The sequence below is a fragment of the Azospirillum brasilense genome, from assembly GCF_007827815.1.
Lineage (GTDB): Bacteria > Pseudomonadota > Alphaproteobacteria > Azospirillales > Azospirillaceae > Azospirillum > Azospirillum brasilense_C.
This window is the reverse complement of the sequence record NZ_VITH01000007.1, coordinates 314,871-329,908: the sequence shown is the minus strand read 5'-3', so window position 1 is coordinate 329,908 and position 15,038 is coordinate 314,871. Positions and strand designations below refer to the sequence as shown.

Annotated in this window: 16 protein-coding genes; 8 read left to right on the top strand and 8 right to left on the bottom strand. The window is 69.2% G+C overall.

Features of this window, described 5'->3' with window-relative positions:
• Window positions 1-45: 45 nt before the first annotated feature.
• Window positions 46-1,323 (bottom strand): phosphopyruvate hydratase, encoded by a 1,278-nt coding sequence (gene eno / locus FBZ83_RS16750; RefSeq protein WP_145685280.1) that lies wholly within the window; start codon window positions 1,321-1,323, stop codon window positions 46-48.
• Between the two features lie 325 nt (window positions 1,324-1,648).
• Between eno and pqqA the strand changes: the two genes are divergently transcribed.
• From pqqA to pqqE, 5 genes are all read left to right on the top strand, one after another.
• Entirely contained in the window at window positions 1,649-1,729 is an 81-nt protein-coding gene (pqqA, locus tag FBZ83_RS32475) for a pyrroloquinoline quinone precursor peptide PqqA (RefSeq protein ID WP_014240199.1), read from the top strand.
• Window positions 1,730-1,798: 69 nt separating this feature from the next.
• On the top strand, window positions 1,799-2,728 hold the full coding sequence (pqqB, locus tag FBZ83_RS16740; protein WP_145685271.1) for a pyrroloquinoline quinone biosynthesis protein PqqB: 930 nt from the start codon (window positions 1,799-1,801) through the stop codon (window positions 2,726-2,728).
• On the top strand, window positions 2,725-3,501 hold the full coding sequence (gene pqqC / locus FBZ83_RS16735; protein ID WP_035673171.1) for a pyrroloquinoline-quinone synthase PqqC: 777 nt from the start codon (window positions 2,725-2,727) through the stop codon (window positions 3,499-3,501). Before pqqB ends, pqqC begins: the two co-directional genes overlap by 4 nt.
• The gene (gene pqqD, locus FBZ83_RS16730; RefSeq protein ID WP_145685257.1) at window positions 3,498-3,785 is read left to right on the top strand and encodes a pyrroloquinoline quinone biosynthesis peptide chaperone PqqD; all 288 of its coding nucleotides are present in this window, start codon (window positions 3,498-3,500) and stop codon (window positions 3,783-3,785) included. Before pqqC ends, pqqD begins: the two co-directional genes overlap by 4 nt.
• Window positions 3,782-4,888, top strand: coding sequence for a pyrroloquinoline quinone biosynthesis protein PqqE (pqqE, locus tag FBZ83_RS16725; RefSeq protein WP_145685241.1), 1,107 nt, complete (start codon window positions 3,782-3,784; stop codon window positions 4,886-4,888). The genes pqqD and pqqE overlap by 4 nt, the downstream gene beginning before the upstream one ends.
• Window positions 4,889-5,034: 146 nt before the next feature.
• On the opposite strand, the gene FBZ83_RS16720 is transcribed toward pqqE, so the two are convergent.
• From FBZ83_RS16720 to tpiA, 6 genes are all read right to left on the bottom strand, one after another.
• On the bottom strand, window positions 5,035-5,469 hold the full coding sequence (locus FBZ83_RS16720; RefSeq protein ID WP_145685226.1) for a ComEA family DNA-binding protein: 435 nt from the start codon (window positions 5,467-5,469) through the stop codon (window positions 5,035-5,037).
• Between the two features lie 106 nt (window positions 5,470-5,575).
• Window positions 5,576-6,403, bottom strand: a complete 828-nt coding sequence (gene kdsA, locus FBZ83_RS16715) for a 3-deoxy-8-phosphooctulonate synthase (RefSeq protein ID WP_145685212.1) — start codon at window positions 6,401-6,403, stop codon at window positions 5,576-5,578.
• A gap of 103 nt (window positions 6,404-6,506) precedes the next feature.
• Window positions 6,507-7,205 carry a dienelactone hydrolase family protein gene (locus FBZ83_RS16710; RefSeq protein ID WP_145685208.1) on the bottom strand — a complete coding sequence of 233 codons (699 nt, stop codon included), beginning with the start codon at window positions 7,203-7,205 and terminating at the stop codon, window positions 6,507-6,509.
• Between the two features lie 143 nt (window positions 7,206-7,348).
• A complete protein-coding gene (locus FBZ83_RS16705) occupies window positions 7,349-8,977 on the bottom strand; it encodes a CTP synthase (RefSeq protein WP_145685201.1) in 1,629 nt (542 codons plus the stop codon).
• 160 nt (window positions 8,978-9,137) lie between these two features.
• Window positions 9,138-9,470 carry a preprotein translocase subunit SecG gene (gene secG, locus FBZ83_RS16700; protein ID WP_059398736.1) on the bottom strand — a complete coding sequence of 111 codons (333 nt, stop codon included), beginning with the start codon at window positions 9,468-9,470 and terminating at the stop codon, window positions 9,138-9,140.
• Window positions 9,471-9,598: 128 nt separating this feature from the next.
• Window positions 9,599-10,354 carry a triose-phosphate isomerase gene (gene tpiA / locus FBZ83_RS16695; RefSeq protein ID WP_038530980.1) on the bottom strand — a complete coding sequence of 252 codons (756 nt, stop codon included), beginning with the start codon at window positions 10,352-10,354 and terminating at the stop codon, window positions 9,599-9,601.
• Window positions 10,355-10,582: 228 nt separating this feature from the next.
• Here tpiA and FBZ83_RS16690 point away from each other — a divergent pair, with 228 nt between their 5' ends.
• The 3 genes from FBZ83_RS16690 to FBZ83_RS16680 are packed head-to-tail and all read left to right on the top strand — an operon-like array spanning window position 10,583 to window position 14,823.
• Window positions 10,583-12,469, top strand: coding sequence for a SurA N-terminal domain-containing protein (locus tag FBZ83_RS16690; RefSeq protein WP_145685192.1), 1,887 nt, complete (start codon window positions 10,583-10,585; stop codon window positions 12,467-12,469).
• Window positions 12,470-12,506: 37 nt separating this feature from the next.
• A complete protein-coding gene (trpE, locus tag FBZ83_RS16685; protein ID WP_145685184.1) occupies window positions 12,507-14,018 on the top strand; it encodes an anthranilate synthase component I in 1,512 nt (503 codons plus the stop codon).
• Between the two features lie 7 nt (window positions 14,019-14,025).
• On the top strand, window positions 14,026-14,823 hold the full coding sequence (locus FBZ83_RS16680; RefSeq protein ID WP_145685177.1) for a hypothetical protein: 798 nt from the start codon (window positions 14,026-14,028) through the stop codon (window positions 14,821-14,823).
• Between the two features lie 5 nt (window positions 14,824-14,828).
• Here FBZ83_RS16680 and FBZ83_RS16675 read toward each other — a convergent pair whose 3' ends face one another.
• A complete protein-coding gene (locus FBZ83_RS16675; RefSeq protein ID WP_145685170.1) occupies window positions 14,829-15,035 on the bottom strand; it encodes a heavy-metal-associated domain-containing protein in 207 nt (68 codons plus the stop codon).
• Window positions 15,036-15,038: the final 3 nt, after the last annotated feature.

Sequence of the window (15,038 nt, the reverse complement as noted above, 5' to 3'; positions counted from 1 at the left end):
TGTCCCGGAAAGGGGCCTTTCCCTCATAAGGTCCTTAAGAGCGTCTTAGGCCTTGAGGATGCCGCGGCCGGCGTAGCGGGAGGCGGTGCCGAGCATCTCCTCGATGCGGATGAGCTGGTTGTACTTGGCCAGACGGTCGGAGCGCGACAGCGAGCCGGTCTTGATCTGGCCGCAGTTGGTGGCGACCGCCAGATCGGCGATGGTGCTGTCCTCGGTCTCGCCGGATCGGTGCGACATGACCGCCGTGTAGCCGGCCTTGTGCGCCATGTCCACGGCTTCCAGCGTCTCCGACAGCGTGCCGATCTGGTTGACCTTGACCAGGATCGAGTTGCCCACGCCCTTCTTGATGCCGTCGGCCAGGCGCGCCGGGTTGGTCACGAACAGGTCGTCGCCGACCAGCTGCACCTTGTTGCCGATGGCGTCGGTCAGCGCCTTCCAGCCCTCCCAGTCGTCTTCCGACATGCCGTCCTCGATCGAGATGATCGGGTAGCGGCCGACCAGATCGGCCCAGTAGGACACCATCTGCTCCGGCGCCAGCGACTTGCCCTCGCCGGCCAGCTCGTACTTGCCGTTCTTGAAGAACTCGGTCGAGGCGGCGTCGATCGCCAGCATGACGTCGTCGCCCGGCTTGTAGCCGGCGGACTCGATGGCCTTCATGATGAAGCCCAGAGCATCCTCGGTCGAGGCGAGGTTGGGGGCGAAGCCGCCCTCGTCGCCGACGTTGGTGTTGTGGCCGGCGTCCTTGAGCTTCTTCTTGAGCGCCTGGAAGATTTCCGAGCCCATGCGGATGGCCTCGGCGCCGGTCTCGGCGCCGACCGGCATGACCATGAACTCCTGGATGTCGATCGGGTTGTCGGCGTGGGCGCCGCCGTTGATGATGTTCATCATCGGCACCGGCAACAGGTTGGCAAAGGCGCCGCCGACGTAGCGGAACAGCGGCAGGGCCGCCTCTTCCGCCGAGGCCTTGGCGACGGCGAGCGAGACGCCGAGGATGGCGTTGGCGCCGAGGCGGCCCTTGTTGGGGGTGCCGTCCAGCTCGATCATGGCGAGGTCGAGGGCGCGCTGGTTGGAGCCGTCGAGGCCGGCGATGGCGTCGAAGATCTCGCCGTTGACCGACTCCACGGCCTTCAGCACGCCCTTGCCGCCGTAGCGGTCCTTGTCGCCGTCGCGCAGCTCCACCGCCTCGTGCGCGCCGGTCGAGGCGCCCGACGGGACGGCGGCGCGGCCGAAGGCGCCGGATTCGAGCAGGACGTCCACCTCGACGGTCGGGTTCCCACGGCTGTCGAGGATCTCGCGGGCGTGGATTTCGGTAATGGCGCTCATGTTTGTCCTTCCTCCGCGTTGCGCGCGTCCACTGGATGATCTTTCCAGGTGGATGATCTTTCCAGGCGAAAAAGAAGCGCGCGGGCTTGATAGCCCTGCGTGCGGGGGGATGCAAGGCCGCTGGGGCGCAACAACGCGCGGAAGGACGCCCGGACGGTGGAGCACCCCTATCCGGTTGTGCAGCGCACCTGCTTCCAAAGTCGCATAGACCGCCCTTGTCCCGTACCCGTAGCGTTCTAACGTTCGCTAGCGGGGCCGCCCGCGGCGGGCGGCAACAGCCCCCGGGAATCATCCCAAGGCCAATCCAAGCGCGGAGGACCCACCCATGAAGACCTGGCGCAAGCCCCAGATCGTCGAAATCGCCGTCGGCACCGAAATCAACGCCTACGCCTGCGCCCGCCTCTGAGCGCCGGCCGGTTCCCATGCGTGACGACCGCCGCCTGATTCGGGCCGCCTTGATTAGGAAAGGCACCCCATGCTGACGATCCTGGTCCTTGGCTCCGCCGCGGGCGGCGGTTTTCCTCAATGGAACTGCAACTGCGCGGGCTGCCGCCGCGCCCGCTCCGGCGACCCGGCGGCCCGCCCGCGCACCCAATCCTCGCTCGCGGTCAGCGGCGACGACGGGCGCTGGCTGCTGCTGAACGCCTCGCCGGACATCGGCCAGCAGATCCTCGCCAATCCGGCGCTGCACCCGCAGACCGCCGTGCGCCACAGCCCTATCGCCGCAGCGGTGCTGACCAACGCCGACATCGACCATGTGGCGGGCCTGCTGACCCTGCGCGAATCCCAGCCGCTGGCCGTCTACGCCACCGATCGGGTTCACCGTGTGCTGGAGGCGAACGCCGTCTTCCGCGTGGTCAACCCGGAGTTGGCGCCGCGCCGCGCCATGGCGCTGGACCGGCCCTGGGTTCCCGCCGACGCCGCCGGAACCCCCTTCCCTTTCGAGATAGAAGCCTTCGCCGTACCCGGCAAGGTCGCGCTCTATCTGGAGGACCCGTCCGCCGCCGGCTTCGGTTCGGTGGCGGAGGACACGGTGGCGTTGCGCATCCGCGACCGCAACGGCGATGGGGAATTTTTCTACATCCCCGGCTGCTCGGCCATGCCGGGCTGGCTGGCCGACCGGCTGCGCGGGGCGCCGTTGGTGCTGTTCGACGGTACGACCTGGACCGACGACGAGATGATCCGCGCCGGCACCGGCAGCAAGACCGGCCAGCGCATGGGCCACATGGCGATGTCCGGTCCGGACGGCTCCATCGCCGCCTTCGCGGGGCTGGGCGTGCGGCGCAAGGTCTTTGTCCACATCAACAACACCAACCCGGCCCTGCTGGACGACTCGCCCGAACGGGCCGCCGCCGCCGCCGAAGGTTGGGAGATCGCCCACGACGGGATGGAGTTCACGCTATGACGTCAGCGCTGTCGCGCGAGGAGTTGGAACGCGAGCTGCGCGCCATCGGCGAGCGCCAGTACCACGACCTCCACCCCTTCCACAAACTGCTGCACGGCGGGAAGCTGAAGCGCGGGCAGGTCCAGGCCTGGGCGCTGAACCGCTTCTACTATCAGGTCTGCATCCCCAAGAAGGATCTGGCCCTGATGGCGCGGATGGACGATCCGGCGCTGCGCCGCATCTGGATCCAGCGCGTGCTCGACCATGACGGTTTCGGCGAGAGCCGGGAGCGCGAGGAGGGCAAGGTCGGCGGGATCGAGCGCTGGCTGCGCCTGACCGACGGGCTGGGGCTGGACCGCGATTACGTCACCTCGCTGAGGGGCATCCTGCCGGCGACCCGCTACGCCGTCGATTCCTACGTCAACTTCGTGTCGAGCAAATCGACGCTGGAGGCCGTCGCCTCGTCCCTGACCGAGCTGTTCGCCCCGGCCATCCACCGCGAGCGCATCGCCGGGTTCGAGGCCTATTACGCCTTCGCCAACGACGCCACCCTGTCCTACTTCCGCAAGCGGCTGGACGAGGCGCCGCGCGACGTCGAGTTCGGGCTCGATTACGTGCTCGACAACGCCCGCACGCCGGAGCAGCAGCAGCAGGTGATCGCCGCGCTGCGCCACAAGGCGGAGCTTCTCTGGGCGCAGTTGGACGCGCTGCACCACGCCTATGTGTCGCCCGGCCTGATCCCGCCCGGCGCCTTCGTGCCGGAGGACATGGAACCGACGGTCTACCGGCGATGACGGACGGCGTGAGCGAGGAGGACCGGGTTCGGCTGGCCCCCGGCGTCATGCTCCGCCAGGACCGGGTGCGCGGCCACTGGCAGCTTCTGGGTCCGGAGCGCGTGCTGATCCTGGACGAGGTGGCGCTGGAGGTCGTGCGGGCCGTGACCACCAAACCTCCGGCGACGGTGGGCACGGCCATTGCCGCGCTGGCCGCGCAATTCGACGCGCCGCGGGAGGAGATCGCCGCGGATGTGTTGGAACTGTTGGGCGACATGATCACGAAGGGGTTCCTGACCCGATGACCGTCTGTGGCGCCACGACCGGACTCGAACCGCCGCTGGCCCTGCTGGCGGAACTGACGCACCGCTGCCCGCTGCGCTGCGCCTACTGCTCCAACCCGCTGGCGCTCGACCCGGCCAGCCGCGAGTTGGACACCGCTGCGTGGTGCCGCGTGCTCGACGAGGCGGCGGACCTCGGCATCATCCAGGTGCATTTCTCCGGCGGCGAGCCGACGGCGCGCAAGGACCTGGAGGCGCTGATCGCCCACGCCACCACGGCCGGGCTCTACGCCAACCTCATCACCTCGGCGGTGCTGCTCGACCGGGCGCGGCTGGAGCGGCTGCGCGACGCCGGGCTCCAGCATGTGCAGATCGGCTTTCAGGACACGGTGCCAGCCAAGGCCGAACTGATCAGCGGCTTCCCCGGCGGCCAGCCGAAGAAGCTGGAGGTGGCGCGCGCGGTCACCGACGTCGGCATGGCGCTGACCGTCAACGCCATCGTGCAGCGCCACAACATCGACCGGGTGGACGATTTCATCGACATGGCGCTGGAGCTGAAGGCCGGCCGGATCGAGATCGCCAACGTCCAGTATTACGGCTGGGCGCTGAAGAACCGGGCCGCCCTGATGCCGACCCGCGAGCAGCTGATCCGCATGGACGAGCGGGTGCGCGCCCGTCTGCCGGAGCTGAAGGGCCGGCTTGTGGTCGACTATGTGGTGCCCGACTACTACGCCAAGCGCCCCAAGGCCTGCATGGGCGGCTGGGGCCGCAAGTTTCTGAACGTGACGCCCAGCGGCTCGGTCCTGCCCTGCCACGCCGCCGAGACGATTCCCGGCATGGCCTTCGACCGGGTGACGGAGCGCCCGCTGGCCGACATCTGGGCCAACTCCGCCGCCTTCCAGCGCTACCGCGGCACCGACTGGATGCCGCAACCCTGCCGGAGTTGCGACCAGAAGGAGATCGACTGGGGCGGCTGCCGCTGTCAGGCGCTGGCGCTGACCGGAAGCGCCGACAACACCGACCCGGTGTGCGATCTGTCGGAGCATCACGCCCTTTTGGGCGACATCGCCGCGACGGACGGAGGCACGGCCGAGGCGCCGATCACCTACCGGAGCTTCAGCCTGTAGAGGCCGGTTCCCAAGGGTCTGTAGCCCTCTCCCCTCCGGGGAGAGGGTGGCCCGCAGGGCCGGTGAGGGGGATGCGCTTGTGCCGAACGTAACGACACGCGCCCCCCTCACCCTAACCCTCTCCCCGGAGGGGAGAGGGAAGTGGCTCACTTCTTCGGGTGGGTCGCCGATGCGCTGGTTTTCGAACCACCGACCGCGGCGATGCGGCCCTTGATGTCGTCGTAGACGTTCTGCGGCACGATCTTCTTGCTGACCAGCTCGTCCTTGGACCGGTAAGGGCGGTTCTTGACGATCGCCTCGGACCGCGCCTCGCCGATTCCCGGCAAGGTCTGAAGCTCGTCCTTGCCGGCGGTGTTGAGGTCGATGACCTTGGCTTTCGCCGTCGACGATGACGACCCGCTGCCCATCGGCGGCGCGGTGGTGGTGCCGCTGTGGCCCGGCGGCATGGCCGGCTTCGCCTGCGGCATCGGCGTGGTCGAAGGCATTGCGGACGGCGCGGTCGATTGCGCGACGGCGGGAACGGCGATCATCGCGCCAAGGCTGGCGACGGCGGCGATGGCGCACAGGCGGATCGGCTTCATGGCGTTGCTCCATGGCTCAACCCGCGGGCGCTCCAGCGGAAGCGCGGCGCCCGCGGTGTCTGGGCAACGCCGGGACCGGTACGCCGTTCCCGAACCTGTCCTTTCGTCAGCCTTTTGCGAGCCGATCGAAGGCCTGGAGCCGCGCCAGCAGGGCCGGCATCTCCTTCAGAGGGACCATGTTCGGGCCGTCGCTGGGCGCGCAGTCCGGATTCTCATGGGTTTCCATGAAGACGGCGGCGACGCCCACGGCGATGGCGGCGCGGGCCAGCACCGGAACGAACTCGCGCTGTCCGCCGGAGGTGGTGCCCTGCCCGCCCGGCTGCTGCACGGAATGGGTGGCGTCGAAGACCACCGGGAAGCCGGTCTCGGCCATGATCGGCAGGGACCGCATGTCCGACACCAGCGTGTTGTAGCCGAAGCTGGCGCCGCGCTCGCACAACAGCACCTTGTCGTTGCCCGACGCCACCAGCTTCGCCGCGACGTTCTTCATGTCCCAAGGGGCAAGGAACTGGCCCTTCTTGACGTTGACCGCCCGGCCCGTCTTGGCGGCGGCGATCAGCAGGTCGGTCTGGCGGCACAGGAAGGCGGGAATCTGCAGGACGTCCATCACCTCGGCCACCGCGGCGCACTGGTCGGCCTCGTGGACATCGGTGATCACCGGACAGCCGAACCGCTCTTTGATCTCGGCGAAGATCGGCAGCGCCTTGTCCATGCCGAGGCCGCGCATCGTGCTGATGGAGGTGCGGTTGGCCTTGTCGAAGGACGACTTGTAGATCAGCCCGATGCCCAGCGCGCCGGTCATCTCCACCAGCGCCGCCGCCGTCTCCAGCGCGTGGTCGCGGCTTTCCATCTGGCACGGGCCGGCGATCAGGGTGAAGGGCCGGTCGTTGGCGATGGTCAGGGTGCCGATCTGGACGGTCTTGGCGGTGGTCATCCCGTGCTCTCCAAAAAGCAATGCGAGGGGACGCATGCCGAAGGCCCCCTCGCGCTGCTCCTTCCTTCCCAGATATCGGCGATCCCGGTCAACCGGAATGGCGTCAACCCAGATGCTGCTTGAAGAAGGCTGCCGTGCGCCCGTTGGCCAGCTCCGCCGTCTCGGCGTCGAAATGGGCGCCGCCGGCGCGGGCAAAGGCGTGATCGACGCCGGGGTAGACGTGGGCGGTGACGTTCGGGTTGCCCTTCACCGCGGCCAGGATGGTCTCCCGCGCCTCCGCCGGGACGAACTGGTCCTTCTCGGCGATGTGCATCAGCAGCGGCTTGGTGATGCTCGCCGCCTCGCCGGCCAGACCGTCGAGACCGACGCCGTAATAGCTGACGTTGGCGTCAGAATCGGAGCGCGCCGCCATCATGAAGGCCAGCCGCCCGCCCAGGCAGTACCCGACCGACCCCGCCTTGCCGGTGCAATCCGGATTCTGGCGCAGCCACGCGAGCGTGGCCTTGAGGTCGTCCACCGCCTTGTCCTGATCCATGCCGTTCATCAGGGCGAAGGCGCGGTTCCACTCCTCCTGGGTCTTGTCGGTGATCTGTACGCCCGGCTCCTGCCGCCAGAACAGGTCCGGGCAGACGGCCAGCCAACCCTGGGCGGCGAAGCCGTCGCACAGGTCGCGCATGACCTTGTTGACCCCGAAGATCTCTTGGATGACGACGAGTCCCGGCGCCGGCCCGCCGCCCGCCGGCTTGGCCACATAGGCGGAAAAGCTGCCGCCGTCGCCGGCGGGGATGCTGATGTCGGTCATGGTTGTGTCCCTTCCCTTGGTTTTTTCCCGGACCCGAAACGCAAAAGCGGCGGCCGTTGGCTCGGCCGCCGCTGTCACTATACCCACCGGAAACCCGGAACCGGAACACGCGGGGGAGGAATGCCCTCCCCCGTATGGTCACATCAGACCAGCCGGCTCTGCTCGATCGCCGCCTTGATGAAGGAGGTGAAGAGCGGGTGCGGGTCGAAGGGCTTGGACTTCAGCTCCGGGTGGAACTGCACGCCGATGAACCAGGGATGCTCCGGGATCTCGACGATCTCGGGCAGCTCGCCGTCCGGCGACAGGCCGGAGAACAGCAGGCCGACCTTCTCCAGGCGCTCCTTGTAGTAGACGTTCACCTCATAGCGGTGGCGGTGCCGCTCGGTGATGTCGGTGGTGCCGTAGACCTCCGCGACCTTGCTGCCGGGGACCAGCTTCGCCGGGTAGGTGCCGAGCCGCATGGTGCCGCCGAGGTCGGTGCCCTCGGTGCGCTTCTCCAGGCTGTTGCCGCGCATCCACTCGGTCATCAGGCCGACGACCGGGTTGCCCGGCTTGCCCAGCTCGGTCGAGCCGGCGTCGACGATGCCGGCCATGTTGCGGGCCGACTCGATCACCGCCATCTGCATGCCGAAGCAGATGCCGAAATACGGCACCTTGCGCTCGCGGGCGAACTGGGCGGCGCGGATCTTGCCCTCCGTGCCGCGCGATCCGAAGCCGCCCGGCACCAGGATGCCGTGGACGTTCTCCAGCCGCTGGACGGCGGTGTCGTCCTCGAAGATTTCCGAGTCGATCCAGTCCAGCTTGACCTTCACGTTGTTGGCGATGCCGCCGTGGGTCAGCGCTTCGGCCAGCGACTTGTAGCTGTCGAGCAGGCTGGTGTACTTGCCGACGACAGCGATGGTCACCTCGCCCTGCGGCTTGCGCACACGCTCGACGATGCTGGTCCAGCGCGACAGGTCCGGCTTGCCCTCGGTCGGCAGGCCGAAATAGGCCAGCACCTGGGTGTCGAAGCCTTCCTCGTGGTAGCTGACCGGCACCTGGTAGATCGAATCGACGTCCAGGGCGGCGATGACGCGCTCCGGACGGATGTTGCAGAACAGCGCGATCTTGCGGCGCTCGTTGTCCGGGATCGGGCGGTCGGCGCGGCAGAGCAGGATGTTCGCCTGGATGCCCATGCCCAGCAGCTCCTTCACGGAATGCTGGGTCGGCTTGGTCTTCAGCTCGCCCGCCGTCGGGATGTAGGGCAGCAGGGTCAGGTGGATGAACAGGGCGTTCTCCGGACCGACCTCGTTGCCGAACTGGCGGATGGCTTCCAGGAAGGGGGTCGACTCGATGTCGCCCACCGTGCCGCCGATCTCGCAGAGGATGAAGTCCTCGTCGGTCGTGTCGGCGCGGATGAAGTCCTTGATCTGGTCGGTGACGTGCGGAATCACCTGCACGGTGGCGCCCAGATAGTCGCCGCGGCGCTCCTTGGCGATCACGGTCGAATAGATGCGGCCCGTGGTGATGTTGTCGCCACGGCGCGCGGCCACGCCGGTGAAGCGCTCGTAATGGCCGAGGTCGAGGTCGGTCTCAGCGCCGTCGTCGGTCACATAGACCTCGCCGTGCTGGTACGGGCTCATCGTGCCGGGGTCCACGTTCAGGTACGGGTCCAGCTTGCGAAGCCGCACCTTGTAGCCGCGCGCCTGAAGAAGCGCCCCAAGCGCCGCCGACGCCAGACCTTTGCCCAGCGAGGAAACGACGCCACCGGTGATGAAGATGTAGCGAGTCATGTCCGTCCGAAGACCTTCAGAGCCTGATCCGTTCCCCGAATTCGGACCGTCCCCCGGGCGATGCCCAGATCGACGATCCTCAAAAGAAAGAGGCGGCTTCGGGGGAGGCCGCCTCACGTCAGACCCGGCCGGAGCCGCGTCGCGTTTTGCCGGGCCGCTGTTACTGGGCGACCGGCGGAGCGGGCTGCGCCGGCGTCGCCGGCTGGGCGGGAGCCGCCGGAGCCACGGGCTGGGCCGGCATCGTGTCGATGATCGAGGTCGGCGCCCTGTGCGCGCCCGCCAGGACCGCCAGGACCAGGCTGGTCGCCATGAAGCAGCCCGCCAGGATGCCGGTGGTCCGCGTCAGCAGGTTGGCGGTGCCGCGGGTGGACATCATGCCGCCCATGTTGCCGCCGCCGATGCCGAGACCGCCGCCTTCCGACCGCTGGATCAGGATGACCCCGACCAGCGCCAGGGCGATCAGCAGGTGAATGACCAGAAGCACCGATTCCATGCAGCCTGTTCCCTTGATCCCTTCCCGGAGCGATCCGCAGGGACCGCCCAAACCAACAGCGCGCCACGGACCTTGGCAAGGGCCCGTGGCGCGCGCCCACTGTTTTTAACGCGGTCCTGCGCGATATGCTAGCGGCAACTGGTGGCGATCGCCCAGAAATCGTCCGCCTTCAGCGCGGCCCCGCCGACCAGCGCGCCGTCCACATTCTCCACCGCCATCAGTTCCGCCGCGTTGCCCGGCTTGACCGAGCCGCCGTAGAGCACGCGCACCGCCTCGGGATCGGCGGTCTTGCCGGCCAGCTCCGCCCGGATGTGGGCGTGCATCGCCTTGACGTCGTCGGGAGTCGCGGTCTTGCCGGTGCCGATGGCCCAGACCGGCTCGTAGGCGATGACGGTGTTCGCCGCGGTGGCGCCCTCCGGGATCGAGCCCTTGAGCTGGCTGGCGACGACGCTGTTCGCCTGCCCGGCGTCGCGCTGGGCCTCCGTCTCGCCGACGCAGATGATGGCGATCAGGCCCGCCTTGTGGGCGGCGGCGGCCTTTGCGGCGACCTGCGCGTCGGATTCGGCGTGGTCGGCGCGGCGCTCCGAATGGCCCAGGATGACGTAGCGGCAGCCGGCGTCGGTCAGCATGGCCGGGCTGACGTCGCCGGTGTGCGCGCCGGAGGTCTTGGCGTGGCAATCCTGCGCGCCCAGCGCCAGCGGGCTGCCGGAAATGGCGTCGCCCACCGGGAACAGCAGCGGGAAGGGCGGGCACACCAGCATGTCGAAGGCGACCGTCCCGGCCCCCGTCAGGCGCCCGGCGAGGTCGGAGGCAAGGTCGAGCCCGTCGGCCTTCAGCCCGTTCATCTTCCAGTTCCCGGCAATCAGTTTGCGGCGTGCGGCCATGGCGTTTTCGTCCTCCGGCTCTCGTTTGTTGATGTGGGCGTTGTCGCGGGTGTTCGTTTTCAAAGTGCGCCCCCTGTCTAGCAAGGAGTGCTTGGCATTTCCACCCGTCCAACGGGTTCTTTCCGATGGGGAATCGCGAGGGAAATGGGGTGTTGCCGGGCTTTCGCGGGGTGCCTATGATGCCGCCCCGGCCGCAGGGCCGCCCTTTGCGCACTCACTTCGGGTCCCATGCTTCAGTTCATCCGCACTTACGCCGGTTCGTGGGTCGTCAAGATCCTGTTCGTGCTCCTCATCGTCAGCTTTGCGGCCTGGGGCATCGGCGACATGATCCGCACAGGCGGGATCTCCAGCACCGTGGCCTCCGTCGGCAAGGTGGACATCGACCGGGCGGAGCTGGACCAGGAGTTCCGCCGTCAGATGGAGCGGCTGCGCCCGATGATGGGCGGCAACCTGACGACGGAGCAGGCGCGCCAGTTCGGCCTGCTCGACCAGTCGCTGTCGGCGCTGGTGCAGCGCGCGCTCTACGATCAGGCGGCGCGCGACGCCGGGATCTCGGTCGGCCCGGACGTGGTGCGCCAGCGCATCGCCGAGGAGCCGGCCTTCCGCAACGCGCAGAACCAGTTCGACCCGAACCAGTTCCGCAGCGTGCTGCGCAACAACCAGCTGACCGAGGACGGCTACGTCGCCCTGCTGCGCCGCGAGACCGCGCGCGAGCTGGTGGCCGGCGCGGTCGGCGCCGGGGTAACCCCGCCGAAGCCGCTGGTCCAGGACCTCTACCGCTTCCGCGGGGAGCGCCGCGTGGCCGAGGTGGTCACCCTGCCCAACGCCGCCATCGGCGACGTCGGCGTGCCCGACGAGGCGGAACTGACCCGCTATTACGAGGACCATCAGGTCCGCTTCACCGCGCCGGAATACCGGTCGCTGAGCATCGCCCAGCTCTCCGCCGACGAGATCGCCAAGGACCTCCAGATCCCCGACAACGAGTTGCGCGCCGCCTACGACGAGCGTGCCGACGAGCTCGGCACGCCGGAGCGCCGGACGGTGGAGATGGTCCTGGCCGACGACGAGGCGAAGGCGAAGCAGATCGCCGAGGCCGCCAAGACCAAGGGCCTGACCGCCGCCGCTAAGGACGCCGGGACCGACGTCATCACCCTCGACAACGTCACCCGCAACGAGCTGCCGGAGATCGGCGACGCCGCCTTCGCCCTGGCTCAGGGCGCGGTCAGCGACGCGGTGCGCAGCGGGCTGGGCTGGCACGTCCTGACGGTCACCGCCATCCAGCCGGGCGCCACCAAGAGCTTCGAGGAGGCCCGCGACCAGCTCCTGGCCGAGCTGCGCAAGGAGAAGGCGATGGACTCGCTCTACTCCATCGCCAACCGGGTCGAGGACCAGCTCGCCAGCGGCGCCCCGCTGGAGGAGGTCGCCCAGGCCCAGTCGCTGCCCATCACCAAGATCGCCGCGGTGGACAGCAGCGGCAAGGCGCCGGACGGCAAGGACGCCGCTCCCGGCCGCCCGAACTTCGCCGCCATGGTGCAGACCGCCTTCCAGCTCGCCTCCGGCGCCACCTCGAACCTGACCGAGGCGCCCAACAACGTCTTCTACGCCGTGCGCGTCGACGGCGTGACGCCGGCCGCGCCGAAGCCGCTGGCCGAGGTGCGCGATCAGGCCGTCGCCGGCTGGCAGGACGACAAGCGCGCCACGCTGGCCGCCGAAAAGGCCCAGGACATCGCCGCCAAGCTGAAGCAGGGTTCGGAAGCCGCGGCGCAGGACGTCGCCAGCCAGTCCGGTGCCAGCTTCGCCATGACCACGCCCTTCACCCGCGACGCCCGCTCGGTCGAAGGGCTGCCGGGCGAGCTGGTGCGCAAGCTGTTCGAGGTCGCTCCCGGCGAGACGGTGACCGGCGCCACCGCCGACAGCCAGGTCGTCGCCCGCCTGAAGGAGATCATCCCGGCGGACCCGGCGGCCAGCGACGCCACGCTGGCGACCGTGGAGAGCACCGTCGCCCAGGGGCTGGAAAGCGACATCATGGCCCAGTTCGGCAACGCGCTGCGCAACAGCTACCCGGTCGAGGTTCACCGCAACCGCATCGACCAGTTCTTCGCCAGCGGCAACTAACCCCACTCAATCGCCCCACTCAGCCGAGGCCCGTCCCGTGAAGGTTCAGCCGGAATTCGCCGCCTTCCACACCGCTTATGAGGCCGGCAAGCCGCAGGTGGTGTGGACCACGCTGGTCAGCGATCTGGAGACCCCGGTCTCCGCCTACATGAAGCTGGCCGACGGGCGGCCCTTCGGCTTCCTCTTCGAGTCGGCGGAGCGCGGGGCGGGGTCGCGGCGCGACCGCTACTCGGTGATCGGCTTCAAGCCCGATCTGGTGTGGCGCTGCCGCCGCGACCGGGCGGAGGTGAACCGCAACGCCCTGCACGACCGCGACGCCTACGAGCCCATCGACGCCGCCCCGCTGGAGTCGCTGCGCGCCCTCATCAACGAGAGCCGCATCGACCTGCCGGACGCCCTGCCGCCGATGGCCGCCGGCCTGTTCGGCTACCTGACCTACGACATGGTCCGGCTGATGGAGCGGCTGCCGGACGACAACCCGGACGAGCTGGGCATCCCCGACGCCATCCTGTCGCGGCCGAGCATCGTCGCCATCTTCGACAGCCACACCGATTCGGTGACTCTGGTCACCCCGGTCTGGCCGAAGCCGGGGGTGGACGGCGCCGCCGCCTACGGCGACGCCCGCGAGCGTCTGATGGACGCGGTGGCCGATCTGGAGCGCCCCCTGCCCTACCGGCGGGAGCCGCGGACCAAGGACGGGCTGCCGCTCGCCTGGACGTCCAACACGACGCGCGAGGAGTATCACGCGATCGTCGAGCGGGCGAAGGAGTACATCCGGGCCGGCGACATCTTCCAGGTCGTGCCGTCCCAGCGCATCCGCTTCCCCTTCAAGCCGTCGCCGCTGGCGCTCTACCGCACGCTGCGCCGCCTGAACCCGTCGCCCTTCCTGTTCCACTGCGACTTCGGCGAGCTGTCGGTCGTCGGCTCCAGCCCGGAGATCCTGGTGCGCGTGCGCGACGGCAAGGTGACCGTCCGCCCCATCGCCGGCACCCGCAAGCGCGGCGCCACGGCGGCGGAGGATCAGGCGCTGGCCGAGGATCTGCTGAGCGATCCGAAGGAGCTGGCCGAGCATCTGATGCTGCTTGATCTCGGCCGCAACGACGTGGGCCGCGTGGCGCGCACCGGCACCGTCAAGGTGACGCAGAAGATGATCGTGGAGCTGTACAGCCACGTCATGCACATCGTCTCCAACGTCGAGGGCGACCTCGACCCGAAGCACGATGCGCTGGACGCCCTGGTCGCCGGTTTCCCGGCCGGCACCGTCTCCGGTGCGCCGAAGGTCCGCGCCATGCAGATCATCGACGAGCTGGAGAAGGCCCGCCGCGGCGTCTACGCCGGCTGCGTCGGTTACTTCGGCGCGTCGGGCGCCATGGACACCTGCATCGCGCTGCGCACCGCCGTCCTCAAGGACGGCATGATGTATGTCCAGGCGGGCGGCGGCGTGGTCGCCGACAGCGATCCCGAGGCCGAGTACCAGGAGACCGTCAACAAGTCGATGGCCCTGATCCGCGCCGCGGAGGAAACCGTTCGCGAGACCTCCGCCCGGTAAGGACCGCATGCCCCTCGATGCGCTGCTGCTGCCGCTGATCGTCAAGATCGCGGCGGCGGCCCTGGTCGTCGTCGCCGCCTCGCTGGCGGCGGAGAAGGCCGGCCCCTTCTATGGCGGCATGATCACCGCCCTGCCCGTCTCGACCGGCCCGGCCTTCGTGATGCTCGCGATGGAGCATGGCGACGGCTTCGTCGCCGACGCCGCCCTGTCGGGAATGGTCGGCAACGCGACGATCGTCCTCTATCTGGCGCTTCTCGTGCGGATCGCGCCACGCTGGAGCATGCCGGCGACGGTCATCACCAGCTCGGCCTTCTGGATCGTCGTGGCGGCCACCCTGCGCTCCGCCGTCGACTGGACGCTGCCGCTGGCGCTGCTGCTGACGCTGGCCTGCTACGGGATCGCCGCCTGGGCGGTGTCGGCGCCGATTCCGCAGGACGGCGTGGTCCGGGGGGCGCGGTCGCGCTGGTACGACATCCCGGCGCGCGCCGGTCTCGTCGGCCTGCTGGTCGCCACCGTGACCACGCTCAGCCACAGCATCGGACCGGCGGCCACCGGCATCGCCGCCGTGTTCCCAATCGCCCTGACCAGCCTGACGGTGATCCTGCACGGCCGCCTGGGCGGCGGCGTGGTCGCCGCGGCGATGCGCAGCGCGCTGCTGACCAACCCCGGCCTCGCCCTGGCGCTGACCACCGCCCATCTGCTGGCCGAGCCCGCCGGACGGTTCGTCGCGCTCGGCGTCGCTCTGGCGGTGTCGCTGTCCTGGGCCGGCGGCCTGCTGGTGTGGCGGCTGCGCCGACCGGCCTGAGTACTCTAACCGGCCGGACCGCCGAAGTCGAAGCCGGCGCCTTCCACGGCCTTCCTCACCGTCTCCGGGGCGACTCCGCCCTCCACCGCCACGGTGCCGGCGTCGAGGTCCACCGTCACGGCGGCGCCCGGCGCCAGCTTGCCGATGGCGTTGGTGACGGAGCGGGCGCAGCCGCCGCAGGTCATGCCGCCGACCTTGTAGGTATCAGCCATGAA

Bases quoted from the DNA above. Each gene is read 5' to 3' on its own strand.
- FBZ83_RS16710 (WP_145685208.1), bottom strand. From the start codon at position 7,205: ATGACCGACATCAGCATCCCCGCCGGCGACGGCGGCAGCTTTTCCGCC.
- FBZ83_RS16675 (WP_145685170.1), bottom strand. From the start codon at position 15,035: ATGGCTGATACCTACAAGGTCGGCGGCATGACCTGCGGCGGCTGCGCC.
- secG (WP_059398736.1), bottom strand. From the start codon at position 9,470: ATGGAATCGGTGCTTCTGGTCATTCACCTGCTGATCGCCCTGGCGCTG.
- pqqE (WP_145685241.1), top strand. From the start codon at position 3,782: ATGACCGTCTGTGGCGCCACGACCGGACTCGAACCGCCGCTGGCCCTG.
- FBZ83_RS16720 (WP_145685226.1), bottom strand. From the start codon at position 5,469: ATGAAGCCGATCCGCCTGTGCGCCATCGCCGCCGTCGCCAGCCTTGGC.
- FBZ83_RS16680 (WP_145685177.1), top strand. From the start codon at position 14,026: ATGCCCCTCGATGCGCTGCTGCTGCCGCTGATCGTCAAGATCGCGGCG.
- tpiA (WP_038530980.1), bottom strand. From the start codon at position 10,354: ATGGCCGCACGCCGCAAACTGATTGCCGGGAACTGGAAGATGAACGGG.
- FBZ83_RS16690 (WP_145685192.1), top strand. From the start codon at position 10,583: ATGCTTCAGTTCATCCGCACTTACGCCGGTTCGTGGGTCGTCAAGATC.
- pqqC (WP_035673171.1), top strand. From the start codon at position 2,725: ATGACGTCAGCGCTGTCGCGCGAGGAGTTGGAACGCGAGCTGCGCGCC.
- FBZ83_RS16705 (WP_145685201.1), bottom strand. From the start codon at position 8,977: ATGACTCGCTACATCTTCATCACCGGTGGCGTCGTTTCCTCGCTGGGC.
- pqqD (WP_145685257.1), top strand. From the start codon at position 3,498: ATGACGGACGGCGTGAGCGAGGAGGACCGGGTTCGGCTGGCCCCCGGC.
- kdsA (WP_145685212.1), bottom strand. From the start codon at position 6,403: ATGACCACCGCCAAGACCGTCCAGATCGGCACCCTGACCATCGCCAAC.
- pqqB (WP_145685271.1), top strand. From the start codon at position 1,799: ATGCTGACGATCCTGGTCCTTGGCTCCGCCGCGGGCGGCGGTTTTCCT.
- eno (WP_145685280.1), bottom strand. From the start codon at position 1,323: ATGAGCGCCATTACCGAAATCCACGCCCGCGAGATCCTCGACAGCCGT.
- pqqA (WP_014240199.1), top strand. From the start codon at position 1,649: ATGAAGACCTGGCGCAAGCCCCAGATCGTCGAAATCGCCGTCGGCACC.